Origin of the sequence: Caulobacter sp. UNC279MFTsu5.1 (assembly GCF_900114015.1) — a bacterium.
Taxonomy (GTDB): domain Bacteria; phylum Pseudomonadota; class Alphaproteobacteria; order Caulobacterales; family Caulobacteraceae; genus Caulobacter.
Map to the genome: position 1 here is coordinate 36157 of NZ_FORN01000036.1, position 25612 is coordinate 61768.

21 protein-coding genes and 1 tRNA gene are annotated in these 25612 nt (G+C 69.9%); 12 read left to right on the forward strand and 10 right to left on the reverse strand.

The window, feature by feature from the left end; translation table 11 throughout:
* Positions 1–28 precede the first annotated feature (28 nt).
* Together BM066_RS18290 and BM066_RS18295 are read right to left on the reverse strand one after the other, a co-directional pair.
* Complete coding sequence (locus BM066_RS18290; protein WP_089929844.1) at positions 29–1762, reverse strand: tetratricopeptide repeat protein; 1734 nt, start codon at positions 1760–1762, stop codon at positions 29–31.
* Between the two features lie 84 nt (positions 1763–1846).
* The gene (locus BM066_RS18295; RefSeq protein WP_089929845.1) at positions 1847–3520 is read right to left on the reverse strand and encodes an electron transfer flavoprotein-ubiquinone oxidoreductase; all 1674 of its coding nucleotides are present in this window, start codon (positions 3518–3520) and stop codon (positions 1847–1849) included.
* Positions 3521–3692: 172 nt separating this feature from the next.
* Here BM066_RS18295 and BM066_RS18300 point away from each other — a divergent pair, with 172 nt between their 5' ends.
* Both BM066_RS18300 and BM066_RS18305 read left to right on the forward strand, forming a co-directional pair.
* On the forward strand, positions 3693–4514 hold the full coding sequence (locus tag BM066_RS18300; protein ID WP_089929846.1) for a uracil-DNA glycosylase: 822 nt from the start codon (positions 3693–3695) through the stop codon (positions 4512–4514).
* Between the two features lie 70 nt (positions 4515–4584).
* Positions 4585–6150 carry a lytic transglycosylase domain-containing protein gene (locus BM066_RS18305; RefSeq protein ID WP_089929847.1) on the forward strand — a complete coding sequence of 522 codons (1566 nt, stop codon included), beginning with the start codon at positions 4585–4587 and terminating at the stop codon, positions 6148–6150.
* 139 nt (positions 6151–6289) lie between these two features.
* On the opposite strand, the gene BM066_RS18310 is transcribed toward BM066_RS18305, so the two are convergent.
* Entirely contained in the window at positions 6290–8248 is a 1959-nt protein-coding gene (locus tag BM066_RS18310) for a hybrid sensor histidine kinase/response regulator (protein WP_218150921.1), read from the reverse strand.
* A gap of 379 nt (positions 8249–8627) precedes the next feature.
* Positions 8628–9113 carry a glycosyltransferase gene (locus BM066_RS18315; RefSeq protein WP_089929848.1) on the reverse strand — a complete coding sequence of 162 codons (486 nt, stop codon included), beginning with the start codon at positions 9111–9113 and terminating at the stop codon, positions 8628–8630.
* A 75-nt stretch (positions 9114–9188) separates the two neighbouring features.
* On the opposite strand from BM066_RS18315, the gene BM066_RS18320 reads away from it, so the two are divergent.
* Entirely contained in the window at positions 9189–9869 is a 681-nt protein-coding gene (locus tag BM066_RS18320) for an HAD-IA family hydrolase (protein WP_089929849.1), read from the forward strand.
* On the opposite strand, the gene BM066_RS18325 is transcribed toward BM066_RS18320, so the two are convergent.
* Positions 9866–10957, reverse strand: a complete 1092-nt coding sequence (locus BM066_RS18325; protein ID WP_089929850.1) for a PA0069 family radical SAM protein — start codon at positions 10955–10957, stop codon at positions 9866–9868. The two genes, BM066_RS18320 and BM066_RS18325, sit on opposite strands and share 4 nt — an antisense overlap.
* 200 nt (positions 10958–11157) lie before the next feature.
* Here BM066_RS18325 and BM066_RS18330 point away from each other — a divergent pair, with 200 nt between their 5' ends.
* The 7 genes from BM066_RS18330 to BM066_RS18360 all read left to right on the forward strand — a co-directional run bounded on the left by BM066_RS18330 (position 11158) and on the right by BM066_RS18360 (position 17042).
* Positions 11158–11313 (forward strand): hypothetical protein, encoded by a 156-nt coding sequence (locus tag BM066_RS18330; protein WP_089929851.1) that lies wholly within the window; start codon positions 11158–11160, stop codon positions 11311–11313.
* 311 nt (positions 11314–11624) lie between these two features.
* Complete coding sequence (locus BM066_RS18335) at positions 11625–12173, forward strand: helix-turn-helix domain-containing protein (RefSeq protein WP_089929852.1); 549 nt, start codon at positions 11625–11627, stop codon at positions 12171–12173.
* 91 nt (positions 12174–12264) lie between these two features.
* Positions 12265–13242 (forward strand): S1C family serine protease, encoded by a 978-nt coding sequence (locus tag BM066_RS18340; RefSeq protein WP_089929853.1) that lies wholly within the window; start codon positions 12265–12267, stop codon positions 13240–13242.
* A 153-nt stretch (positions 13243–13395) separates the two neighbouring features.
* Positions 13396–13767, forward strand: a complete 372-nt coding sequence (locus BM066_RS18345) for a DUF2946 family protein (RefSeq protein WP_089929854.1) — start codon at positions 13396–13398, stop codon at positions 13765–13767.
* Positions 13768–13906: 139 nt separating this feature from the next.
* Entirely contained in the window at positions 13907–15958 is a 2052-nt protein-coding gene (locus tag BM066_RS18350) for a TonB-dependent receptor family protein (protein ID WP_089929855.1), read from the forward strand.
* A 29-nt stretch (positions 15959–15987) separates the two neighbouring features.
* The gene (locus tag BM066_RS18355; RefSeq protein ID WP_089929856.1) at positions 15988–16461 is read left to right on the forward strand and encodes a copper chaperone PCu(A)C; all 474 of its coding nucleotides are present in this window, start codon (positions 15988–15990) and stop codon (positions 16459–16461) included.
* The gene (locus tag BM066_RS18360) at positions 16461–17042 is read left to right on the forward strand and encodes an SCO family protein (protein WP_089929857.1); all 582 of its coding nucleotides are present in this window, start codon (positions 16461–16463) and stop codon (positions 17040–17042) included. Before BM066_RS18355 ends, BM066_RS18360 begins: the two co-directional genes overlap by 1 nt.
* Positions 17043–17285: 243 nt before the next feature.
* Here the strand turns inward: BM066_RS18360 and BM066_RS18365 are convergent.
* The 3 genes from BM066_RS18365 to BM066_RS18375 form a co-directional block, all read right to left on the reverse strand.
* Positions 17286–17359: transfer RNA gene (locus tag BM066_RS18365), tRNA-Cys, on the reverse strand.
* Between the two features lie 99 nt (positions 17360–17458).
* A complete protein-coding gene (locus tag BM066_RS18370; protein ID WP_089929858.1) occupies positions 17459–18550 on the reverse strand; it encodes a class I SAM-dependent methyltransferase in 1092 nt (363 codons plus the stop codon).
* Between the two features lie 41 nt (positions 18551–18591).
* Positions 18592–19818, reverse strand: coding sequence for a class I SAM-dependent RNA methyltransferase (locus BM066_RS18375; protein WP_089929859.1), 1227 nt, complete (start codon positions 19816–19818; stop codon positions 18592–18594).
* A 251-nt stretch (positions 19819–20069) separates the two neighbouring features.
* Here BM066_RS18375 and BM066_RS26685 point away from each other — a divergent pair, with 251 nt between their 5' ends.
* Entirely contained in the window at positions 20070–20705 is a 636-nt protein-coding gene (locus tag BM066_RS26685) for a hypothetical protein (protein WP_089929860.1), read from the forward strand.
* A 108-nt stretch (positions 20706–20813) separates the two neighbouring features.
* Here BM066_RS26685 and BM066_RS18385 read toward each other — a convergent pair whose 3' ends face one another.
* The gene (locus BM066_RS18385) at positions 20814–21545 is read right to left on the reverse strand and encodes a TlyA family RNA methyltransferase (protein WP_089929861.1); all 732 of its coding nucleotides are present in this window, start codon (positions 21543–21545) and stop codon (positions 20814–20816) included.
* 100 nt (positions 21546–21645) lie between these two features.
* Here BM066_RS18385 and BM066_RS18390 point away from each other — a divergent pair, with 100 nt between their 5' ends.
* Entirely contained in the window at positions 21646–23097 is a 1452-nt protein-coding gene (locus BM066_RS18390; protein WP_089929862.1) for an amidase, read from the forward strand.
* Between the two features lie 115 nt (positions 23098–23212).
* Here BM066_RS18390 and BM066_RS18395 read toward each other — a convergent pair whose 3' ends face one another.
* Positions 23213–24985, reverse strand: a complete 1773-nt coding sequence (locus tag BM066_RS18395; protein WP_089929863.1) for a class I adenylate-forming enzyme family protein — start codon at positions 24983–24985, stop codon at positions 23213–23215.
* Between the last annotated feature and the right edge of the window lie 627 nt (positions 24986–25612).

Below are 25612 nucleotides of genomic sequence, written 5' to 3' on the forward strand. Positions count from 1 at the left end.
TTGCAGGGGGACTGGAGCGAAGAGCCCCCTACCCCGCCTTGACCACCGAGGTCGAGGCCGCCGGACCGTTCGGACCCAGGCCGTCCTTCAGCTTGGCCTCGGCCTCGGCCTTCTGCTTGGCGTCCGGCTCCAGGCTGAGCACCCGCCGCCACTGGAAGCGGGCTTCGATCTGCCGCCCCACCCGCCAATAGGCGTCGCCCAGGTGGCCGTTGACGTCCGGATCGCCCGGCTCCAGCTCGACGGCCTGCTCCAGCTTGGCCACGGCGGTCTTGTAGTCGCCCTGGCGGTAGTAGCCCCAGCCCAGGGAGTCGAGCATGGCGCCCGACTGCGGTCGCGCGTCGACCGCCTTCTGGACCATGGCGATGGCCTCGGGCAGATGCACGCCGCGATCGATCCAGGAATAGCCCAGATAGTTCAGCAGGTCGGGCTCGTCCGGGCTGAGTTTGACCGCCGTCAGCAGGTCGCGTTCGGCGTCGTCCCAGCGGCCCGCCCGCTCCAGGGCGATGCCGCGCATGTAGAGCAGACGCCAGTCGGGCTTGTCGCCCTCGCCGGTGATCAGCGGATCCAGGGCGGCGGCCGATTCGGCCCAGCGCTCGTTGGCCCGCAGCAGGTCGGCGTAGGTGATCTGGGCGTCGCGGTCCTTGGGAGCGGCGGCGGCGGCCTGCTGGGCCAGGGCGACGGCCTTGTCCTTGTCGCCGGCGGTCTGGAAGCTCCAGGCCAGCTTCGACTGGGCCGCCACGTAGCGGGTCGAGGTCGGCGCCACCTTGGCGTAGGCCTCGCGGGCCCCTGCGGCGTCGTCGTCCTGGGCCAGCAGGTCGCCGACCAGCAGCCAGGCGTCGTCGCGCTTGGGGTCCAGCCGCAGGGCCAGGCGCAGATAGGCCAGGCCGAACTGGCTCTGGCGCTCGCTGGCGAAGCTGGCGGCGCAGGCGACCAGCATGTGGGCCGCGCCCTGCTTGTCGGTGGGCATGGCCGGCGCGGGACCGCGCGCGGCGGCCCGGGCCCGGGCCCTCTGCAGGCCCTGGTCGTCCGGATCGCGGGCCAGGGCCTGATCGTACAGCGCCACGGCCTCGGCCTGGCGCTTGCGGCGCTCCAGGAACGCGCCGTAGTCCTCGATGAACAGCGCCCGGGCGTTCTCGATCGCCATCAGCGCCTTGTAGTCGGTCTCGGCCTCGTCATAGCGCTTGGCGCGCTCGTAGAGCCGCGCCTGGCTCAGCTGGCCGAAATACTGCACGAACCGGTCGCCCTGCAGCTCCGGACGCACCACCGCGCCGTTGGCGTCGCCCGCCGCGGCGGCCAGCCAGGGCGCCAGCAGCACGGCGGCGGGGCGATGGGGGAAGCCCAGGGTCTCGGTCTTCAGCAGGGTCTGGGCGTCGCGGCCCTTGCCGTCGGCCATCAGCTCGACCACCCGGGTCAGGACGCCCAGGCGGCGCACCTGCTCGTTGGCGTCGGTCCCGCGCGGGGCGATGGCGGCGGCGCGCGGCACGTCGCCGGCCAGCAAGGCGGCGGTGAAGGCGCGGTCGGCCAGGACGCCGGGGTCCTCGTCCAGCTGGCGCGCCTCGTCGAAATAGGTCGAGGCCTGGGCGTTCGAGCCGTTCTGCAGCGCCGCCTGGCCGGCCAGGAACTGGCCGTAGGCCGAGCGGCTGGAGCCCCAGGCGGATCCCATGGCCAGCTCGCCGCGCAGGTCGGGGCCAGGCTTGGCGGCGGCGCAGGCGGTCAGGGTCGAGGCCGAGAGCAGGACGAGGAGAAGCTTGGTGCGCGTCATGCCCGCACCCTCATCGGTTTCCACGCGCATCGCAAGCGAAAGGCGCGGCCCGAAAGCCCGAACCGCGCCCGCGGATCCGCCTTGCTACATGTTCGGATAGTTCGGCCCGCCGCCGCCTTCGGGCGTGGTCCAGACGATGTTCTGCGACGGGTCCTTGATGTCGCAGGTTTTGCAATGGACGCAGTTCTGGGCGTTGATCTGGAAGCGCGGATCGGTCCCCTGCTCGTTATAGAGCACCTCGTAGACGCCCGCCGGGCAGTAGAGCCGGGCCGGCTCGCCGTACTTGGGCAGGTTCACCGCGATCGGAATCGTCGGGTCCTTCAGCTTCAGGTGGGCCGGCTGGTCTTCCTCGTGGTTGGTGGCCGAGATGAACACCGAGCTTAGCTTGTCGAAGCTGATCACGCCGTCGGGTTTGGGATAGACCAGCGGCTTGTAGTCCTTGGCCAGGCCCGTCGACTCGGCATCGGTTTTCTCGTGCTTCATCGTGCCGAAGAACGAGAAGCCGCCAAACAGGTGCGCGCACCACATGTCGAACATGCTGACCGCGCCGCCCAGGGCCGTGCCCAGCTTGCCGATCAGCGGCTTGGCGTTGCGGACGACCTTCAGCTCCTTGGCCACCCAGGATTTCTCGTAGAGATCCTGGTAGGCGACCAGCTCGTCGCCGGCGCGGCCGGCGGCCAGGGCCTCGAACGCGGCCTCGGCGGCCAGCATGCCGGTCTTGACCGCGTTGTGGCTGCCCTTGATGCGCGGCACGTTGACGAAGCCGGCCGAGCAGCCGATCAGCACGCCGCCCGGGAAGGTCAGTTTCGGCACCGACTGATAACCGCCCTCGGTGATGGCCCGCGCGCCGTAGGCGATGCGCTTGCCGCCCTCCAGGTGCGGCTTGACCGCCGGATGATGCTTGAAGCGCTGGAACTCGTCGAACGGCGACAGCCAGGGATTCTTGTAGTTCAGGTGCACCACGTAGCCGATGGACACGTAGTTGTCCCCGAAGTGGTACATGAAGCTGCCGCCGCCGGTCTGGTTGTCCAGCGGCCAGCCGGTGGTGTGCTCGACTAGGCCCGGTTGGTGCTTCTCGGGCGGCACCTGCCACAGCTCCTTGATGCCGATGCCGAACTTCTGCGGCGACTTGCCGGCCGACAGGTCGAACCTGGTGATCAGCTGCTTGGCCAGCGAGCCGCGCACGCCCTCGGCGATGAACACGTACTTGCCGTGCAGCTCCATGCCGGGGTTGTAGTCGGGCTTGTGGTGGCCGTCCTTGGCCACGCCGACGACGCCGACCACGACGCCCTTCACCGAGCCGTCCGCGTTCCAGACCAGGTCCGAGGCGGCGAAGCCCGGATAGATTTCGACGCCCAGCGCCTCGGCCTGGGTCGCCAGCCAGCGCGAGACGTTGCCCAGCGAGGCGATGTAGCAGCCGTGGTTGTGCATGAACGGCGGCATGGCGAACATCGGCAGGCTGAGGTCGCCTTGCGGACCCAGCAGCCGGAAGCGGTCGGTCTTGACCGGGGTCTCCAGCGGCGCGCCGCGGTCCTTCCAGTCGGGGAACAGCTCGGCCAGACCCTCGGGATCGATCACCGCGCCCGACAGGATGTGGGCGCCGACTTCCGAGCCCTTTTCCAGCACCGCCACCGAGACCTCGGTCCCGGCCTTGGCCGCCAGTTGCTTGAGCCGGATGGCGGCCGAAAGGCCCGCCGGGCCGCCGCCGACGATGACGACGTCATATTCCATCGACTCGCGTTCGAGCTCTTCGCCCATAACATCTCCCGCCCGGGCGCACGCTGCCCGCGTTCTTGCTGTTTGAGTCGAAGCTTATCCCGACGTGACGCCGGGGTGGTCAAGAATAAACGACTGTTTTGCTGCGATGCAGCGCGGCCCCGGCGTGGCGACCGGCGAAACTTCGTACTAAGAGAAGCGGATGGAACGCCCCATGGCCTCTGATGTCGATCCGCGCGCCGTCGAAAGCCTGCTCGCCTTCTGGGCCGATGCGGGCGTGGAGGCGTCGTACGCGGACGATCCGATCGACCGCCTGGCCGAGGGCGCGGCCCTGCTGCGGGCCCGCAGGGAGGCCCCCGCCCCGGTCGCCGTCGCCCCCGTCGCGGCGCCGGCCTTCGGACGCGGCCCCGACCTGGGCGCCGCCGTCGCCGAGGCCAAGGCCCTGGCCGCCGCATGCGTCGACCTGCCCGCCCTGGCCGCCGCCATCGCCGCATTCGACGGCTGCCCGCTGAAGACCCAGGGCGCCCGCCAAGCCGTGGTCTCGCGCGGGCCGGCCGACGCGCCGCTGATGATCATCGGCGAGGCGCCCGGCGCCGACGAGGATCTGCAGGGCGCGCCGTTCGTGGGTCGGGCCGGCCAGCTGTTGGACCGCATGCTGAAGGCCGCCGGGGTGCTCGACCGCGCCTTCGTGACCAACACCGTCTTCTGGCGCCCGCCGGGCAACCGCACGCCCACCCCGCAGGAGCAGGCGACCTGCGCGCCGTTCCTGGAACGGGCGGTCGCGCTGGTCCAGCCCAAGATCCTGCTGCTGGTCGGCGGCGCCTCGGCCAAGAGCATGCTCAAGCGCGAGGAAGGCATATTGTCGCTGCGCGGACGATGGTTCGAATGGACCTCCAGCGACGGTCAGACCGAGCTTCCAGCCTTGCCCACCTTGCATCCGGCGTTCCTGCTGCGCCAGCCGGCGGCCAAGAAGAAGGCCTGGGCCGACATGCTTATGCTCAGCGAGAGGCTTGATCGCCCCGAGCGTCCCAATTAGAGATTCGGGCGACCAGTTGGACACGGGACGCGTCGGGGAGCCCCATCGGGGCAAGGGCGCGCAAAACGCATTGCAGCTTTTGGCTCGCCCTCTGGCCGTCCTCTCGGCCTTCGTACTGTGCTTCGCGGCCGCTTTCGGCGCCGCCACGAGCGTCCGCGCCTCGGCGCTCGAGCCGCTGTCCGAAGCCGACGCCCGCTTCTACCGCGCCGCCTTCGCCGCCGCCGACCACGGTGATTTCGACGCCGCCGAAGCCGCCCAGGCCAACGCCCGCGACAAGAGTCTGCGGGGCGCGCTGGACTTCGCCAGGATCATGCACCCGACCGCCCACGCGGCCAGCTACGACGAGCTGACCGGCTGGCTGGCGTCCTATGGCGACCAGGCCGGCGCCGAGCGGGTCTACGCCCTGGCCGTCAAGCGCAAGCCGGCCCGCGTCCCCGCCCCGAAGGTCCCGGCCCTGTTCGTGGCCGGCGCCAAGACTCCCGCCCCGGCCGACCGGGCCCGCGCCGCCCGCGAGGCCTATTATTCCGGCGACGTGAAGAAGGCCCTGACCCTGGCCCAGGCCGCGGGCGAGCCCTGGATCGCCGGCCTGGCCGCCTTCCGCCTGCAGTCCTTCGCCCAGGCGCGGACCTATTTCGAGCGCGTCGCCAACGATGAGGGCCAGGACGAATGGCTGCGCTCGGCCGCGGCCTTCTGGGCCGCGCGCTCGGCGGCCTCGGGCGGCCAGTCGCGCGACGTCGAGGACCTGCTCGGCCAGGCCGCCCGCGCCCCCAACACCTTCTACGGCATGATCGCCGCCCGCCAGCTGGCCTTGGCCGGCCAGGCCCTGGCCCAGGACGACCCGATCGCCGCCCTGCTGACCAAGGTCTCCTACGAAGGGCCCGACACCGCCTCCCTGGCCCGCCTGCTGGCCGCCGATCCCCGCGCCCGCCGCGCCGCCGCCCTGGCCCAGATCGGCCGCTGGGCCGAGGCCGGCCAGGAACTGCGCGCCGGCTTGTCCCTGGCCAGCGACGATCCCAAGGCCCGGGGCGACTGGACCGACCTGGCCCTGGCTCTCAACGAGAAGGCCCCGCTGAACGCCGGGCGCGCGGTCAAGCGGGTCGGCGGCGAGGACTATCCCCTGCCCCCGCTGGAGCCCAAGGGCGGCTTCACCATCGACAAGGCCATGGTCTACGCCCTGGTGCGCCAGGAAAGCCGCTTCGACCCCTACGCCATGTCGGGCGCCGGGGCGGTGGGCCTGATGCAGCTGATGCCGGTGGCCGCCGCCCGCGCCGCCGGCGACGACAAGCTGCTGGCCGACACCAGCCCGCTGCTCGACCCCAGCTTCAACCTGCGGGTCGGCCAGGACTATTTCACCTGGTTGATGGACCGCGGCCTGCAGAGCCCCGACCTGTTCCGCGCCGTCGCCGCCTACAACGGCGGCCCGGGCACCCTGATCAAGACCCAGGCCCAGCTGGGCGGCGCCGACTGCGACCCCCTGCTGCTGATCGAGAGCCTGCCGGCCCAGGAAACCCGCAACTATGTCGAAAAGGTCATGGCCTCGTACTGGACCTATCGCAAGCTGATGGGCGCGGAGACCAAGACCCTGGACGCCGTGGCCAGCGGCGCGCGGGTGATCGATTTCCGGCTGGATCAGTAGGCTGTGACACAGCGGGCGCTCTGCTAGGGCTTTCCGTCAGCGGACCTTTCAAACGTCTGCTGGAGCGGACACTCGCTGCTTAGAGAAACGACCGTTGGTCGGAGGCCGACGCATTGCCCAAGCACTTTCTGGCGTAGCCCTAGGCGCTTGTAATGATGGATCGGATGCGCGCTGCGAGTTGATCCATCGCGAACGGCTTGCTCATCACCTGCATCCCAGGTTCAAGGTGACCGTTCGACACAGCCGCGTTCTCAGCATAGCCAGTGATGAAGAGGACCTTCAGGCCGGGTCGCTTTGTGCGTGCAATGTCCGCCATCTGCTTGCCATTCATGCCGCCCGGCAGGCCGACATCAGTGATGACTAGGTCGATCTCCGCATCTGAATCCAAGACCTTCAGGCCGGATGCTGCATCTCCTACCTCAATGGCTTGGTAGCCGAGGTCACTAAGGGTGTCTCCGATCAGCATCCGGATTGTCGGCTCATCATCGACAACCAACACCGTCTCGCTTCCTTCAGCTCGGGGAAGTTGGCGCCGCGCCTGCTCTTCTTCAGGCTGATCTGGTTTCCCGTGGTGACGCGGGAGATAGATTTTGACCGTCGTTCCCAACCCCACCTCAGAGTATAGGCGCAGCTGCCCGCCGGACTGCTTGGCGAAGCCATAGACCATCGACAGTCCAAGCCCCGTGCCCTGGCCAATAGGCTTGGTGGTGTAGAACGGGTCTAGCGCGCGCGACAGCACGTCCGGCGCCATGCCGCAACCATTGTCGGTCACGCTGACAGCGACGTACTGTCCGCACGGCATGTCGCGCTCGATCGCTCCAGCTTGATCGATCCAGGTGTTGGCGGTCTCAATTGTGATGCGCCCCCCGTCCCGCATCGCGTCGCGCGCGTTGATGCAGAGGTTGAGGATGGCGCTCTCGAGCTGATTGGGATCGCAGTGGCAGGGCCACAGGCTGACCGCGGCGACCACCTCCAGCGAGATGGCGGGGCCGACGGTGCGCCCGATCAAATCCTCCATGCCGGCTATCAGGCGGTTCGCATCCACGACCTTCGGCTCAAGCGTCTGCCGACGCGAGAAGGCAAGGAGTCGATGCGTGAGCGAGGCGGCGCGCGAGGCGGCGCCTTGGGCCGCCGTTATGTAGCGTTCGAGCTCGTTGATGCGGCCTTGCGCGAGGCGCGCGCGCATGACGTCCAGACTGCCGGTGATGCCGGTCAGCAAGTTATTGAAGTCGTGCGCCAGCCCGCCGGTGAGTTGGCCGACCGCCTCCATCTTTTGTGCTTGAAACAGCGCCTGCTGCGAATGTTCAAGCTCAAGCTGCGCCTCGCGCCGTTCGGTCAGGTCCCGTGTGACCTTCGCGAAGCCAATCAACTGGCCATCGTCGTCTCGGATTGCATCGATAACCACGCTGGCCCAGAATCGAGCGCCGTCCTTCCGCTGCCGCCACCCCTCTGCGGTGAAGCGGCCTTCTTTGGTCGCCGTCTCCAGCGCCTTCCAAGGCACTCGGGCTTCGACATCTTCAGGGGTGTAGAACCGGGAGAAATGCTGACCAATGATCTCGTCGGCCGTGTACCCCTTGATCTGCTGAGCGCCCGTGTTCCAGTTGGAGACCACGCCGCGCGGGTCGAGCATATAGATCGCGTAGTCGGTTACGCCCTGCACGAGCAGCCTGAATCGACGCTCTGTCTCAAGCGCCGCGCGCGCGGCTTCTTGTTGCTCGGTGATATCGCGCGTGATCTTCGCGAAGCCGATCAACTCGCCGTCAACGCGAATGGCGTCGATCACGACCATCGCCCAGAATCGACTGCCGTCCTTGCGAAGTCGCCAGCCCTCCGCCACGAAGCGACCTTCTGAGGCCGCCGTCTTGAGGGCTTGTTGCGGTACACCGGCCTCCAAGTCCTCAGGCGTATAGAAGCGGGAAAAATGGTCGCCGATGATCTCATCGGCTGCGTAACCTTTGATGCGCTCGGCGCCGGCGTTCCAGCTTGCGACCCGGCCTTCCAAATCGATCATATAGATCGCATAGTCGATGACGGATCGGACGAGGTGTTCGTAGGCGGAAGGCCCGAGTTCGCCGCCCGCATCGATCTTCTTCGGCACGCTGACGTCCGATCTGTTGGCTGAGCATTTTCGCTGGCCACAGCGAACGCCTGTCTGACCTATCGAGTTCCAAGGAGACCATTGGAGACAAGCCAAGGCTCTAGCGAGGTCAATCTATCCCAGAATGGTCGATCTGATAGGTCGCTCTAAGTATCGCCCTGCAAGTTGTCCGCCCGAGAGCGGACGCTCCCAACGTCCGCTCAGGGGCGTAAGTTACCCCCTTCATTCGTCATTCCGGGCTTTGCGCCCAGAACCCCAGGTTCAGTTCGCATGTGAAGCGCAAGCGGTTCGCCAGCACCCCCTCCCGCACTTGCTGTGGAAGGAGGGATTCCGGGCGCGAGGCCCGCCCGGAATGACGAGCGTATTTTGAAGAGCGAACTCAAACCCGCAGCCGCACGGCCCTCGGCTTCACGCGCCCCAGCAGCGCCTTCAACGGATCGCCGCCCGGCTTGAAGCCGCCGGCCGCCTCAAAGGCGTCGCGGGAGGCCAGCACGGCCAGGGGACGGCCGGCTAGGCCGAACAGCCCCTTCTCCCCGATCCAGGCCGGCTTGCCGCCGCCGCCCGCCAGGTGGGCCTCGACCGGCGTGCGCCAGGCTTCCGGCAGGACCAGGTCCTCGCCCAGCGCCAGGATCCAGGCGCTCCGGGCCGCCGCGCAGCCGGCCGCCAAGCGCGCCCCGGCGTCGCCCGTCGCCGCGACCACCCGCGCCCCGCTGTCCTCGGCGATGGCCAGGGTGGCGTCCGTCGAGCCGGCGTCGGCGAACACCACCGCCTTGACCAGGCCGTCGACGGCGGCGGGCACCAGCAGGGGCAGGACGTGCACCAGGCGGGCGGCGCTGTCGCGGGTGGGCAGGACGACGGTGATCATGGGCCTTGCTTCCGATCCGGCGCGGCGCAGGTCAAGCCGAGACTTAGCGGCCCGAAGCGTGGCATACGGCGGCCCATGACCCCGACCAAGACCCCCGATAAGGCTTACGCCGCGTTCCTGTTCGACATGGACGGCACCGTGCTCGACTCCATCGCCGTGGCCGAACGGGTCTGGGGCGACTGGGCCCTGCGCCACGGCCTGGACGTCGAGGCCTTCCTGCCGACCATCCACGGGGTGCGGGCCGAAGAGACGATCCGCCGCCAGAACCTGGCGGACATCGACCTCGCTGGTGAGACCGAGGCGATCCTGCGGGCCGAGGTCGCCGACGTGGAGGGCGTGATCCCGATCCCGGGCGCCGAGGCTTTCCTGCGCGCCCTGCCCGCGGACCGCTGGGCCATCGTCACCTCCGCCCAGCGCGAACTGGCCCTGCGGCGAATGGAGGCCGCCGGCCTGCCGATCCCCGCCGTGCTGGTCACCGCCGAAGACGTGTCGCGCGGCAAGCCCGCGCCGGACGGCTACGCCCTGGCGGCCCAGCGCCTCGGCATGACGGCCGACGCCTGCCTGGTGTTCGAGGACGCTCCGGCCGGCCTGCTCGCCGGCGAAGCGGCCGGCGCCGACGTGGTCGTGATCACCGCAACGCACCGCCATCCGTTCGCGACGGTCCACCCGGCCCTTGCCGACTATTCGGACCTTGGCGTCGCGATCGACACCGACGGCCTGCGCCTGACGGCCAACTCCGCCGAGAACACGCCCTAGAACAGCGACAACTGATCCCCCGCCTTGGGCGGCACGGCGAACTGGGAAAGATCCAGCGGCGCCAGCTTGCGGTCGAGGCCGAACCGGGTCCGCGCCAGCCTGAAGCGCTGGCTCATCACCTCGGCCACCGGCCCCTCGCCGGTCATTCGCTTGCCCCATTCGGTGCTGTAGGCCGCCCCGCCGCGCATCTGGCGGACCAGGGACATCACCCGCCGGGCGCGGTCGGGATGCTCGGCCGCCAGCCATTCCTCGAACAGGTCCTTGATCTCCAACGGCAGGCGCACGGCCACATAGCCGGCCGTGGTCGCCCCGGCGGCGGCGGCGGCCTCGAGCACCGCCTCCATCTCGTGGTCGTTCAGCGACGGAATGGACGGGGCGAACATCACCGTGGTCGGCACGCCGGCCGCCGTCAGCTGGCGCAGCGCGTCGAGGCGGCGCTTGGGGGTGGCGGCGCGCGGCTCCATGCTGCGCGACAGCCGGTGGTCCAGGCTGGTGATTGACACCGCCGCCCGCACTAGCCCCGCCCGCCCCATCGGCCCCAGGATATCGAGATCGCGGGTGATCAGGTTCGACTTGGTGATGATCGAGAACGGGTGACGGAACCGCGCCAGGGTCTCGATCACCGCCCGTGTCACCCGCAGCCTGCGCTCGTCGGGCTGGTAGGGATCGGTGTCGCCGCCGATATGGATGACCTTGGGGACGTATCTGGGCTTGGAGAGTTCACGCTCCAGGAGCTTGCCGGCCTCGGGCTTGAAATAGATCTTCGTCTCGAAGTCCAGGCCCGCCGAATGGCCCAGATAGGTATGGGCCGGCCGGGCGTAGCAGTAGATGCAGCCATGGCTGCAGCCGCGATAGGGATTGATCGAGCTCTCGAAGCCGACGTCGGGACTGTCGTTGCGGGCGATGATGGTCCGCGACTTCATCGGCTGCAGGGTGGTGGCGATCTGGGCCGGCTCCTCCTCCTCGCCCCAGCCGTCGTCGAAGGCTTCGTTGACCTGGGATTCGAAGCGGCCGGTGCGATTGGACTTAGCCCCGCGCCCCCGCGCGCTAGAAGGCGGGTGACCGGGAAGATTGGCGGGAGCGACCATGGCTCGATCATGAACCGCCAAAGAGAACAATTCAAGAACGCAAATGTCCGTGACCCGACGGGATCGAGCGGTTTCGAGGCGCCTCGTCCCGCTGTACGCGCATCGCAATCGCTTTCGCTGACAGCCGCGCGGGTTCGTGCCAAGCTCGCCGCGAGGCGCGTCGGGCGAAGGGCGTCCGGCCCTCGCATCGGGAGGCTCCCATGACCACCAAGCCGGAAGACAAGGACGAAAAACCCGAAGTCGAAGCGCCGCACGTCGCCAAGGTCGGCGTGATCGACACGGGCCACAACGTCACCAGTTTCAACGAGGAACCGATCAACGGCCTCCTGGCCGACATCGCCGACGGCGACGCCTGATCAAAGACGGAGCCGCCGCTTCGCGGATTCGCGGGGCGGCGGCGCTCGATCCAAGCCCTCGGTCACAACCATCATTGATTGCTGAAAACATCACCCAAGACTCAAATAACCTTGGTCTCCCCCAGGAGAAGCATCCCGACAGTTGCGCAAAACGACAAGACATCGCGCAATTCCGGACGCCTAGAAGCTTGACTACAGCTGGTCTTTAGCCTGCGCCATTGCGGCGCGGCGCAACCAATGCTAGCAGAATCGAAACTGAACCTGACGCGACCCTGCGCGGAAGGTTTCGGAAAAGAGGCGGCGAGCTGGACATGACTTCCTCGGACGCGACCCAGACCTCCACCCTGCCCCGTGACCAGACCCTGATCCTGGCGCGCCTGGTCACCGACGCCTCGCGCGCCTTCGACCGCGATCCCGACACGGCGCGGGCGCTGGTGCATCGCGCGAGCCAGCTGCTGGAGGCCGAGGTCCGGCGCCTGACCCGCGAGCCGCAGACCGGCAAGCTGGCGCCCTGGCAGGTGCGCACCGCGACCGCCTTCATCGACCAGAACCGCGACCGCAACCTGCAGGTCCGCGACGTGGCCGCGGCGGTCCGCCTGAGCCCCAGCTACTTCTCGCACGCCTTCAAGGAAACCTTCGGCCAATCCGCCAAGAGCTACATCATCGAGCGGCGCGTCGCCCGGGCCAAGCAGCTGATGCTGAGCACGCGGGACACCCTGGCCCAGATCGCCCTGGCCTGCGGCTTCTCGGACCAGGCCCATTTCTGCCGGACCTTCGGCGGATTAGTCGGCCAGACGCCCAGCCGCTGGCGCCGCGGCCGCCAAGAACGCCCCGCGGATCCTCCCGCCCTGGCGGCTTAGAGCGGATCGACATTCAAGGCCGTGCGTGGCTCTCCCCCCCTTGTTCCCGCGCCGTCCGGCCCCAGATTTGAGTCTCCTGTAGGAGATCGACTTGCCTTCACCGTTCCAAGGGCACGAGGTCGAGGCGCGGCTGCGCCCCGCCGCCAGCGCCTACCCCTTCGACCTCGATCGCGCACTGTCCTCGGTGGTCGCCCTGGAGGCCCAGGTTCCGGCCGACGCCTTCACCGCCCGGATCCTGGGAACCGAGCGGCTGGGCAACGGCGTGGTGATCAGCGAGAACGGCCTGGTGCTGACCATGGCCTATCTGATCACCGAGGCCAGCCAGGTCGTGCTGACGCTGAACGACGGCCGGCAGGTCCAGGCCCACGTGCTGGGCTTCGACGGCCAGACGGGGCTGGGCCTGGTGCAGGCGCTCGAGCCCCTCGGCCTGCCGGCCCTGCGCCTGGGCGCCTCGAAGGTCCTGGACGCCGGCAGCCCGGTCGTCATCGCCGGGGCCGGCGGACGCGCCCACGCCGCCGCCGGCCGGGTCCTGACCCGCATGCCCTTCGCCGGCTATTGGGAATATCTGCTGGACGAGGCGATCATCACCGAGCCGGCCCACCCGCACTGGAGCGGCGCGGCCCTGATCGGCGCTCAGGGCGAACTGGTCGGCGTCGGCTCGCTGAGCCTGGCGGGACAATCGCCCGACGGCCGCGCCAAGCCGATGAACATGTTCGTGCCCGCCGAGCTGCTGCCGCCGATCCTGGACGACCTGGCGCGCGGCAAGCCCGCCCATCCGCCCCGCCCCTGGCTGGGCGTCTTCGCCCAGGAGACCGAATCCCACGTCGTGCTGGTCGGCGTGTCGCCCGCCAGCCCGGCCGCGCGGGCCGAGCTGCGCGCCGGCGACCTGATCCTGGCCGTGGCCGGCGACGAGGTTTCCGACCTGGCCGAGTTCTATACCGCCCTGTGGGACCAGGGCCCCGCCGGCGTCACGGTCCCGCTGCGGATCCAGCGCGAGCAGGACGTCTTCGAGGTCGAGATCCGCTCGGTCGATCGCAACGCCCTGCTGAAGAAGCCCCGGCTCAACTAGCAAGATGACGAGGCGGCCCGCTGAGCCCGTCCCGTCACATGGCGTGGTGATGGTCAGGATCACCCCTTAGTAGCCTTGTCCGATCGCTTGCGATAAAGCCGGCGCGTGACTCGCTCGCCAAGCCTTGGCCGGACCTGGACACGCGGCGTCTTCTTGGCGCTCGCGATCCTGGCGCTCGCCCTGAAGGTCATGGTGCCCGCGGGCTTCATGACCCAGGCCGAGCCGAAGAACGGCCTGCCGTTCGCGCTGGTCCTCTGCACCGGCCAGGGCCCGCTGGTCGTCCAGCCTGGCGACGCCCTGGACCATCACGACAAGACCCCCGCCGAAAAGCCGGGCCACGACGCGCCCTGCCCGTTCGCCAGCCAGGGCGCGACGGCCCCGCCGCCCAGCCCGCTGGCGGTCGCCCAGGTCGAGTTCGTCGCCTATCGACCGACGGCCGTGACGCGCGCGGTCGATCCGGTCCCAGGGCGCGGCCTGGCCGCGCCGCCATTACCGGCCCGAGGTCCTCCCAGCCTGCTGATCTAGCGTCCGGCCGTCCTACGGCCGGATCCGCTCGCGCGCGCCGCGCCCGGACTCCGTCCGGTCGCTGTTCTCGCACGCGCCCCTCGCCCAGTTCAGCTTGCCCACGGCCGCGCCCCGCCGCGCGCCCAAGGACCCGGATCGCATGAAGTCCCTTCTGCTGGCCTCAACGGCCGCCCTCTTCGCCCTGCCCGTTTCCGCCTTCGCCGCCCCGGACGACGATCAAGCCGCCCGCGAAGTCAGTTCCGTCATCGTCACCGCCCGCCCCGATCCGGAAGACCCGCCCGTGGTCGCCGCCGCGCGCCGGCGGCTGTCCGAAACGCCCGGCGGCGTCTCGGTGATCTCCCAGGAATCCTACGCCAGTCGCCAGGCCCTGGCGCTGGACGACATGCTGCGCGACGCGCCCGGGGTCTACGCCCAGCGCAAGTGGGGCGGCGACGTGCGCCTGTCGATCCGAGGCTCGGGCATCGGCAACGCCAGCCACAATCGCGGCCTGCTGCTGGCCCAGGACGGCGTGCCGCTGAACGAGGCCGACGGCTATGGCGACAGCCAGGTGGCCGACCCGCTCAACACCCGCTTCACCGAGGTCTATCGCGGCGGCAACGCCCTGCGCTTCGGCGGCGCCCTGCTGGGCGGGGCGATCAACATGGTCACGCCGACCGGCAAGGACGCCGGCTTCCAGGAACAGGTCCGTATCGACGGCGGCTCCTACGGCCTGCTGCGCGAGCACCTCGCCCTGGCCCGCCAGTCGGGCGACTGGGACGTCTACGCCGCCGCCACCAACCAGACCGGCCAGGGCTGGCGCTCGCAGAGCCAGCAGAACCTCCAGTTCGGCTCCCTGAACATCGGCCGCGGCTTCGGCCAGGACCGCGAGGTGCGCTTCGTGGTCAACGGCTCCAACGTCAACCAGGAGATCCCCGGCTCCCTGACCCTGGCCCAGTTCGCCGCCAATCCGCGCCAGACGGCCGCCGCCAGCGCCGCCAACGACCAGGGCCGCAACCAGCGCGGCCTGCGCGGCTCGCTGCGCACGTCCTGGCGGCTGGGCGACCACACCGTGTTCGAGGGCGCGATCTATGCGGTGTGGAAGGACCTGGACCACCCGATCTTCCAGGTCATCGACCAGCAGAGCCGCAACTACGGCGCCTTCGGGCGGCTGGACTGGGAGGGCGTGCTGGGCGGGCTGAAGGCCGACGCCTATCTGGGCGCCTGGTACCGCCAGGGCGACCTGGACTCGGCCTTCTACACCAACCTCAGGGGCGCGCGCGGCGCCCTGCAGTCGCTGTCCCGGCAGAACGCCAAGGCGGCCGACGTCTTCGCAGAGGGCCGGGTCTTCGCCACCCGGCATCTGGCCCTGGTCGGCGGCCTGACCTGGGGAACCGCCAAGCGCGACTACCAGAGCTTCGCCGTCCCCGGCGTCGCCACTACCTTCAACCTGGCCGCCGGCAAGGACTACGCCTGGGTCTCGCCGCGCATGGGCCTGCTGTGGCAGGGAGACGACGGCTCGCAGCTCTTCGCCAACGTCACCCGCTCGGTCGAGCCGCCCAACTTCGGCGCCCTGTCGCCGACCAATGTCGGCTTCGCCCCGGTGCAGGCCCAGGAGGCCTGGACGGGCGAGGTCGGAGCGCGCGGCCATCGCGGGCCGTTCACCTACGACGTCACGCTCTACCGCGCCCATCTCCAGCACGAGCTGCTGCAGTTCGCGGTCGACAGCCAGCACCCGGCCTCGACCTTCAACGCCGACAAGACCGTGCACCAGGGTATCGAGGCGGCGCTGGACTGGAAGCTGGCTCCGCGTTGGCGGCTGCGCCAGAGCTGGACCCTGTCGGACTTCCGCTTCGACGGCGACGCCCAGTACGGCGACAACCGCCTGCCGATCGTACCCAAATCCTTCTACCGCGCCGAGCTGCGCTACGACGACGCCCGCGGCTGGTTCGTGGCCCCGTCGGTGGAGTGGTCGGCGACCGACCCGTGGATCGACTACAGGAACACCAAGGCCGCCCCGTCCTACGCCATCCTCAACCTCAACGCCGGCTGGACGCTGAGCGACCGGATCGCGCTGTTCCTCGACGCCCGCAACCTGGCCGACAAGGCCTATGCCTCCAACGTCCAGGCGGCCACGACCTGGACCCCGGCCACGGCCGCCGTCTGGCCGGGCGACGGCCGCTCGGTGTTCGGCGGCGTCACCGTGTCGTTCTGATCCCCGCCTCTCGCCATAGGACCCTGACCATGAAGCCCTTCCTTGCCGCCCTCGCCGTCGCCGCCTTCGCGATCCCGTCGCTCGCCGCCGCCGCCCCGAAACCGCCGGCCATCCAAGTCGCCGACGCCTGGTGCCGCGCCGCGCCCAGGGGTGCCCTGGCCGGCGGCTGCTACCTCACCCTGACCGCCGGCGCCGACGACCGCCTGGTCGCCGTCGAGACCGCCGCCGCCGCCCGCGCCGAGGTCCACACCATGTCGATGGACGGCGGGGTGATGCGCATGCGCAAGCTGGCCGACGGCGTCGCCCTGCCGGCCGGCAAGCCCGTCGCGCTCAAGCCCGGCGCCGAACACCTGATGCTGATCGGGCCGAAGATCGCCCTGACGCCCGGCGCCAAGGTCGCCCTGACCCTGCGCTTCAAGTCCGCCGCTCCGGTCACCGTGACCGCGCCGGTCAAGACGGCTCCCATGCCGGCCATGACCGGCATGTCGATGGAGCATCACTGATGAAGCCCTGGAAAACCGCGACGGTCGCCCTGGCGCTGGCCTGCGCGCCCCTCGCCGCTTGCGACAGGCCCGCCGCCCCAAGCAGCCCGGGTTCGACGATCCAGATCGGAGGCCCGTTCCAGCTGGTCGACATGAACGGCCGGCCGGTCACCGAGAAGACCCTGCTGGGCAAGCCGACGGCGATCTTCTTCGGCTTCACCTATTGCCCCGAGGTCTGCCCGACCACCATGGCCGAGATGACCGCCTGGCTGAAGGCGCTGGGGCCGGACGCCGACAGGCTGAACGTCGTCTTCGTCTCGGTCGATCCGGAACGCGACACGCCCGAGCAGCTGAAGCTGTACCTGTCGAACTTCGACCGCCGCATCCAGGGCTTCACCGGTACGCCGGACGCCATCGCCAGGACCGCCAAGGCCTATCGCGTCTACTACCAGAAGGTGGCGACCGACGGCGGCGGCTACACGCTGGACCATTCCTCGGCGATCTACCTGTTCGACGCCAAGGGTCGCTTCGTCGAGCCGATCGGCTACGGCGGCCCGCCCGAGCGGGGCCTGGAGCAGTTGAGGGCCCTGTTGAAGGGGTAAAGCGGACCCCTTAGCTCTCTTGGGCGGCTCGGTATCACCCAAGCCCTCCTTTTGATCCGTCATTCCCGCCCTTGTGGCGGGAACCCCTCTATCCACCGCAAGTGCGGGAGTGTGGCGCGCCGGCGCGCCAAGGCATTTCTCCGTCGGCTGAACCAGAGATTCTCGCCACAAGGGCGAGAATGACGGACTCGTTGGGGAGTGCGGCTGAACGCCGATCCGCTCTAATCACAAAGGAAAGAAAGGTGGAGGCCCGGCCCGGAATCGAACCGGGGTGCACGGATTTGCAATCCGCTGCGTCACCACTCCGCCACCGGGCCATCCGGGTCAACGCAAGCTGCGTCGGCGAAGAGGTCGGTTCGAATACAGGAGCCCGCCGCGCTAGGCAATGGCCATGAGCCGGTTGATCACAAGCTTGATCACCGGGCCTTTTCCAGCAGCAGCGCCTTGGTCAGGAAGGCCTGGTCCTGTCCGGCCACGCTTAGCCCCGCCGCGCCGAACAGGGCCGGCAGGTCGGTCTGGGCGTAGGTCGAATAATAGGGCTCGTGGAAATAGGCCGGGAAGGCCTCCAGCAGCCGCGACAGGTCGGGCTCGTCGAGGGGCTGCACCGAATCGGCGAAGGCCAGAACGCCGCCGGGCTTGAGCACCCGGGCGATCTCGGCGGCCACCACCGGCCGCACGCGCGGCGGCAGTTCGTGGAACAGGTAGACGCAGGTCACCGCATCCAGGCTGGCGTCGGCGAACGGCAGCCGCTCGGCGTTGGCCTGCACCCCGCCCCGGCCCGAACGGCTGCGGGCGGCGGCCAGATAGGCGCGCGACAGGTCCAGCCCCGCGATGGCGGCGCGGGGAAAGGCCGCGCCCAGGTCGGCCAGGAAGGCGCCGGAGCCGCAGGCCAGGTCGATGATCCGTAGGCCCCGCTGGTCCTTGCCGCGCCAGTGGCGGGCCAGCAGCGACAAGGCCCGACGGCGCATGGCCCCGGCCGCCCCGGAGAACAGCGCCTCGACCTGGGCCTCGTAGCGGCGGGCGCTGGCGTCGGTGAACCAGCCGCCCGACTGGTAGTGGAAGTTCTGCCGGTAATAGTTGGGATAGCCCTCGGTGCCCGGCGCCTCGCGCACCTCGACCCCGTCTCCGCGGCGGCGGCGCTGGTCGACGGCCCGGGCGTCGGCGATGACGTCCAGGGCTTCCCGAAAGGCGTCGGCGGGATTGCGCGGCCCGTCCCCGGTCGGCGGATAGAGACCGGCGGCGACGTCGGCGGCGTCCTTGTCGAAAGCGGTCAGATAGGCCCTGCGCAGCCGGGCGGCCGAGACCGGCGGCCCTTGGGGCTCGAACCGGGTCTTGGCCTCGCCGCGCGTCGGCTGGGCCAGGGCGCGGGTGACGCCGCCGGCGGCGGTCCACCAGGCGGCCTTGACCGCCGCCCTGGCCCGCTGGCCGGCGCCGTCCAGGGCGAACGCGCCACGGCTCTTGGGGAGGGTTTCCCGGGGCTCGCCCGGCTTGGCGGATCGCTCGTCCATGACCGTCTCCCAGACGGCCCCTCCCGAGGAGAGGACTCGTCCTAGCGCGAAAACACGCCGACCAGCTCAATATGGGGCGACCACAGGAACTGGTCCACCGGCAAGACCCGCTCCAGGCGGAAGCCGGCCTCGGTCAGCACCTTGGCGTCTCGGGCGAAGGTGGCCGGGTTGCACGAAACGCCGACCACGCGGGCCACCTTGGACTTGGCGATCTCGACATGCTGCTCGAAGGCCCCGGCCCGAGGCGGGTCGAGCACGGCGACATCGACCCTGTTCAGCTCGGTCGAAAGCACCGGCCGGCGGGTCAGGTCGCGGGCCTCGGCGGTGATCGCCTTGAGACCCGAAGCCGTGCCCAGCGCCCCCTTCAGGGCCGCGATGGCGGGGGCGGAGCTGTCGGCGGCGTAGACCCCGCCGATCTGCGCCAGGCGGAAGGTGAAGGTGCCGACGCCGCTGAACAGGTCGACGATCCGCGACGCGCCCTGGGCCGCCTCGACCGCGAACTCGACCATGGCCTTCTCGGCCTGGGGCACGGCCTGCAGGAAGCTGCCGGCCGGCAGGGAGACGACGGCCGGGCCCAGCTTCACCATCGGCTGGCGGGCCATGTAGATCATCTCGCCGGCCATGGTGACCCGGGCGAAGTCGTGCTCGCCGGCGATCATCGCGGCGCGGACCCGGGCGTCGGCCGACAGCCCGCCGCTCTTGGCCTCGACGCCGGTGACGTCGATGTCCAGGCCCGTGGCGGTCAGGGTGACGTGCAGGGTCGGGGCCGACTTGGGATGCTCCAGGAACGGCGCGGCCAGGCGGGCCAGGGCAGGAAAGGCCGCTACCAGCTTCGGATGCGACACCGGGCAGGTCTCGATCCGCGCCAGGTTCCACGAGCGGCGCTCCTTGAAGCCCAGCCGCGCGCCGCCCTTGCCGCCCCGGGCATGCAGGGCGACGCGGCGGCGCGAGGCCGGCGGCGAGGCGAAGGTCGGCAGCACCTCGGTCTCCAGCCCCTCGCGGGCCAGTTGGAACCGCACCTGCTCGCGCTTCCACTCCAGATAGGGCGCCGCGTCCCAGTGCTGGAAGGCGCAGCCGCCGCAGACGCCGAAGTGCGGGCATGGCGGAATCACGCGATCCGGGCTGGGCTCCAGCACCTCGACCAGTTCGCCGCGGTTGCCGGTCATTTCGGCGGTGATCCGCTCGCCGGGCAGGGTCAGGGGGACGAAAGAGCCCTCGGCGATGCCGTCGCCCTGGGCGCCGACCGCCTGGATCCTCAATTCACGCATGGACAGTCCAATTCGTCTGGCGGAACCTTCACCGGGGCTCGGCCATTCTCTGTGATGATTTTTCGGGACGACGCCCGCCATGCCCGCGCCACGATCGGCACGGACAAGATTTCGGATGCTCATAGCGTATTCCGAGCGAATGCGCGTGAACGAAGATGAACGGGTCGCTCAACAGCCGTTCATCAAGGGCTTGGCAGTTTAGATCGTAAGGTGGGTCCGACTCTCGGCGGCCCCGGTCGGAGGAGTTTCTCATGATGTTCAAGACCGTTCTCGGCGTCGCCGCCGCGGCCGCCCTCGCCGGCGCGCTGGCTCCGACGATGGCCTCGGCCCAGGCCTATGGCGCCTATGGCAACGCCGGCGCGTACGGCGGCGGCAACTATGACAGCAACGGCTATTACTACGATCCCTGCCGCCGCAGCACGACGCAGCGCGGCACGGGCGGCGGCCTGGCCGGAGCCGGCATCGGCGCGGCGATCGGCAGCGGCGTGGCCGCCAAGGGCGCCCGCACCGAAGGCGCTGTGCTGGGCGGCGTGCTGGGCGCGATCGCCGGTTCGGCCATCGGCCGCAACTCGGCGGCCTGCTCGCCCGGCGCCAATCCGCCGCCGCCCCCGCCGCCGTCCTACAGCCAGGGTGCCTATAACAGCTACGACCGTCCGGACGACGGCTATTACCGCGACAGCCGCTACGGCGACCGTGACCGCGACTATGACCGCCGCGACGGCTACACCTACGAGTCCGAGCGCTCGTACAGCGTGACCGACGGCCGGGCCGACGCCAACGGCTGCACCCTGGCCGAAAGCCCGATCTACCTGCCCGACGGCCGCACCCAGAAGCGCTTCGTCCGCGTCTGCCCGGACGCCTCGGGCCGCTACCAGGTCGTCGATTAAGCCTGCCCGTTTCTCATTCGATCTTCTTGAGGCCGTCGGCGTTCGCGTCGGCGGCCTTTTTCTTTTCGCCCCGCTTCCCGGCGAACGCCGGGATGAGCGGTTGAAAAGCTAGCCCTTCACCGCCCACAGCAGGTGCTCCACCTGCCCGTCGCCACCGGTGATCGGGCTGGGCGCGACGCCCTTGACCGTCCAGCCCGCCGCCTCGACGAAGGCGCGGACCGAGGCGATGCAGTCGGCGATGACCTGCGGGTCCTTGACCAGGCCGCCCTTGCCGACCCGGTCGCGGCCGGCCTCGAACTGCGGCTTGATCAGGCTGACCAGGTCGGCGCCCGGCGCGGCCAGGGCCAGGGCCACGGGCAGGCACTTCTCGACCGAGATGAAGCTGACGTCGCTGACCACCAGGCGGGGCGCGTCGTCCAGGTGGCCCTCGTCCAGCACCCGGGCGTCGACGCCGGAGCGGTCGACCACGCGCGGATCGGCGGCGATGCGCGGATGCAGCTGCTCGCGCCCGACATCGACGGCGTAGACCTTGGCCGCGCCCTTGGACAGCAGCACCTCGGTGAAGCCGCCGGTCGAGGCCCCGACGTCCAGGGCGATCCGGCCCTCGACGGCGATCGGCCACAGGTCCAGGGCGTGCGCCAGCTTCAGGGCGCCGCGCCCGACCCACGGGAAGGCGGCGACGCCTTCCAGCACGGCCGTCGTCTCGAGTTCCTGCGAAGGCTTTGTCACGACCTTGCCGTCGGCCTTGACGGCCCCGGCCTCGATGGCGGCGCGGGCCTTGGCCCGGCTGTCGAACAGGCCGGTCTCGACCAGCAGGATGTCGGCGCGCTTGCGTGTCATCGGCCGCCTGTAGCACGACTTGCGGGCGCCGCGCCTTCCGGTTCACAGTGATCGCCGTTCACCGACGCGCCCGAGACGTCGGGACGCCCGAGGAAACCTGATGGACACTCGCCATGGCCTGACCGCCGCCGCACCCGCTTCGGAAGCGTCCTGGACGCCCGACGCCACCGAAATCGCCGAACGCATCCGAACCCGCGCGGTCGGCGCCGTGGAGGTGGTCGAAAAGGCCGTGCGCGACGCCGAGGCCCTAGATCCCGCCCTCGGCGTGCTGGTCACCGCCGACTTCGACCGGGCGCTCGACAAGGCCCGCCGCCTGGACCAGGGCGAGGCGGACAAGGCCGCGCCGTTCGCCGGCGTGCCGTTCCTGGTCAAGGACCTCAACGACTATGCCGGCCTGCCCACCCGGTCGGGCTCGCGGTCCATGCTGGGCCAGCCGCCCGCCGCCGCTCAGGACGCCTATTGCGACGCCTTCGACCGGGCCGGGCTGGTGGTGATCGGCAAGTCGGCGACGCCGGAATACGGCTTCCTGCCGACCACCGAGCCGGTCGCCTTTCCGCCGACCCGCAACCCCTGGAACCTGGAGCGCAGCAGCGGCGGCTCGTCCGGCGGGGCGGCGGCGGCGACCGCGGCCGGCGTCGTCCCCTTCGCCCACGCCAATGACGGCGGCGGCTCGATCCGCATTCCGGCGTCCTGCTGCGGCCTGTTCGGGCTGAAGCCGTCGCGCCACCGGATGCCGCCCAGCCGGCCGCCGCTGCGGGCCCTGGACCTGGCGGTCGAGCATTGCGTGTCGCGCAGCGTCCGCGACAGCGCCGCCCTGTTCGCCGCCACCGAGCAGGCCAATGGCCCCCTCCCCGCGGTCGGCATGGTCACCGGACCCGGCTCGCGCCGCCTGCGGGTCGGGCTGGTCACCGAGACCCAGCTGGGGGTCCAGCCGGACCCCGAGGTCCGCGCCGGGGCCGAGGCCGCCGCCCGGCTGATGGAGTCGCTGGGCCACCAGGTCGAGCCCGCCCAGTGGCCGACGAACGGCCCGGTCTTCGCCCTGGACTTCCTGGCGGTCTGGGCCAGCGCCGCGGGCGAACTGGTCGAGTTCGTCGCCCAGGCCGTCGGCCGACAGCCCGACGAAACCCTGCTGGAGCCGTTCACCCTGGCCCTGGCCGAGCTGCTCCATGGCCTGCCCGCCGGGGGGCTGGCGCAGTCGGTGGCCCGTCTCGACGCCGACGCCCGGGCCTATGACCGCTGGTTCGACCGCTACGACGTGATTCTGTCGCCGGTGCTGGGCAAGCCGCCCGCGCCACTGGGCTGGGTGGCGCCGACCGTGTCGATCCCCGACCTGACCGAGCGGCTGAACGCCTATGTGGGCTACACGACGCTGCACAACGTGGCCGGCGCGCCGTCGATGAGCGTGCCGCTGCACTGGACGGCCGACGGCCTGCCGGTCGGGGTGCAGTTCGCCGCCCGGGCCGGGGGCGAGCGGACGCTGTTGGAGCTGGCCTACGAGCTGGAGGCGGCCCAGCCGTGGGCGTGGCGGCGGCCGGGGGTCAGTGTCGGCTAGCGTGTTGCGTCCTTCGAGGCCCGCTGCGCGGGCGCCTCGGGATGAGGAACTCTTGCTGAAGTCCTCATCCTAAGGCGCGAGGCGAAGCCGAACCTCGAAGGACGCACTGCGCCGCTCACCCCTCCACGAACACCTTCTTCAGCTCGTTCTTCATGATTTTACCGTTGGCGTTGCGCGGCAGGGTTTCGGGCCAGAAGATCACCTTCACCGGCACCTTGAAGGCGGCCAGGCGGTCAGCGACGAAGGCGCGCAGTTCGGCCTCGTCGGCGTGGGCGCCCGGCTTGAGGGTGACGACGGCGGCCGGCTCCTCGCCCAGGGTCTTGTGCGGCACGCCGACCAGGGCCGCGTCCATCACCGCCGGATGGTCGTAGAGGACGTTCTCGACCTCGATGCAGTAGATGTTCTCGCCGCCGCGGATCAGCATGTCCTTGGCCCGGTCGATGATGTAGCAGAAGCCCTCCTCGTCCAGCCGCGCCAGGTCGCCGGTGCGCACCCAGCCGTCGATGAAGGTCTGGGCGGTGGCCTCGGGCTTGTTCCAGTAGCCCTTCACCACCTGCGGCCCCTTGCACCACAGCTCGCCGACCTCGCCGATCGGCAGCTCGCGGTACGGCGCCTCCAGCGTCATGATCTTCAGGTCGGTGACCGGCACGGCCGGACCGCAGCTGTCGGGACGGTTCTCGTAGTCCTCGGCCGAGTTGCTGGTGGCGGTGGCCGAGGTCTCGGTCATGCCCCAGCCGTTGCCGGGCAGCGATTTGGGCCAGATCTCCTTGATCTTGCGCACCAGCTCCGGGGCCGAGGGCGCGCCGCCATAGGCCACGGTCTCCAGCGACGACAGGTCGTAGTTGGGGCGGCTGGGATGCTCGATGATCTGCCAGGCGATGGTCGGCACGCCGCCCATCTGGGTCAGCTTCTCGTCCTGGATCAGCTGCATGGCCTTTTCCGGGTCCCACTTGCGGATCATGGCCATCTTGGCGCCGGCGAACAGCGAGGGGTTCATCACCGCGAAGCAGCCGGTGGCGTGGAAGAACGGCACCGAGATCAGCGAGCCCTTCTGTGGCAGGCCGGGATCGGGCTGGGGCGGGATCTCGCCGCGCCGCAGGTAGCTGCGGGCCCCCGCCGCGGCGGTGGCGAAGATGTTGCTGTTGACATTGCGATGGGTGCCCAGGGCCCCCTTCGGCTTGCCGGTGGTGCCGGAGGTGTAGAAGATCGTCGCGTCGTCCTCGGGACCCAGTTCGACGGTCGCCAGCGGCTTCTCGTCCAGCTTGATCCAGTCGTTGGGACAGCCGATCACGCCCTCCAGCCGCTTGACGTAGGGGTGGGCGATCTCTTCCTTCGAACGGCTGACATAGACCCGCTTCAGCTCGGGGCAATTGTCGAAATGCTCGGCCAGGCGCTCGAAGCGCTCGACGTCCATCACCGCCACCGAGGCGCCGCTGTCGACCAGGCCGTATTCCAGCTCCTGGCCGGTCCACCAGGCGTTCAGCGGCGTCAGGATCGCGCCCAGCGTCAGGCCGGCATAGAAGGCCACCGGCCATTCGGGCAGGTTGCGCATGACCAGGGCGACCCGGTCGCCCTTCTTCACCCCCGCCGCCTCCAGCTCGGCGGCGAACACCGTCACCGCGCGGTAGAAGGCCTCGAAACTGACCCGCTCGTCCTCGTGAACCAGGAAGATCCTGTCGCCGTGCGTGCGGCCGACCAGCAGGGTGTCGCGCAGGGTCGGCGGGCAGTGCTTCCAGACCCGGGTCTTCACGCCGCGAATCTCGATCTCCTCCATCTCGCCGGGCGAGCCGGGGGCGGTGATCAGAGCGTAGGCCTGCTTCACCGACATGGCGGGCCAGGGGATCGAGGGGGCGGGCGCGCCGATGGAAGCGGAGGCGGCCTGGGTCATCGTTACTCTCCCGGTATGTGATCGCGCTTCGCTGACCGAGCGCGTTTCCTTAGGAGAAAGCACAGGCTGGAGCACGATGCAAACACCCGTTCGAACCTAAGGGAACAATGATAAGTTAGGTGGGCGGATTGGGTGGACGGGCGGCGGCTCACGCCGCTTGCCCCCTACGGGTCGCTGCGCGACCGTCTTCCCCCAGAGGGGGAAGAGCGCCTTGGCTGGCGCGGCGCGAAGGCTCCGCCCCCTACGGGGGCGGACAGACCGCGCAGCGGTCAGGTGGGAGCAAGTGGGTGTGATCTCGCGCCAAAGCTGCGAGCTTGATGGGAAGGGTGCGAAGCGCCCGGGCCTCGCCCGGATGATTGCAGTTTTGAGTACCGTTTCGACGAAGTGCAGGCGCTTCGCGTGGAGCCGTTATCCGGAAGCCTTCGGATCGCGGATTTTTAACCCGCTCCGATGGAGGCCCCCGACGGGCGGGGCGTTGGCGCGCCCCGGACCGCCTGGGCGATTTCAGCCCAGGCCTGCTGGCTCGATCCGTCTATCCCCGGCGCCGGAGTTTCGTCGCGACCAAGGCGAACCTGCTCCGAACCGACCTGGAACGTCCTTGTGGGACACGACGGACAAGCCTTCCCG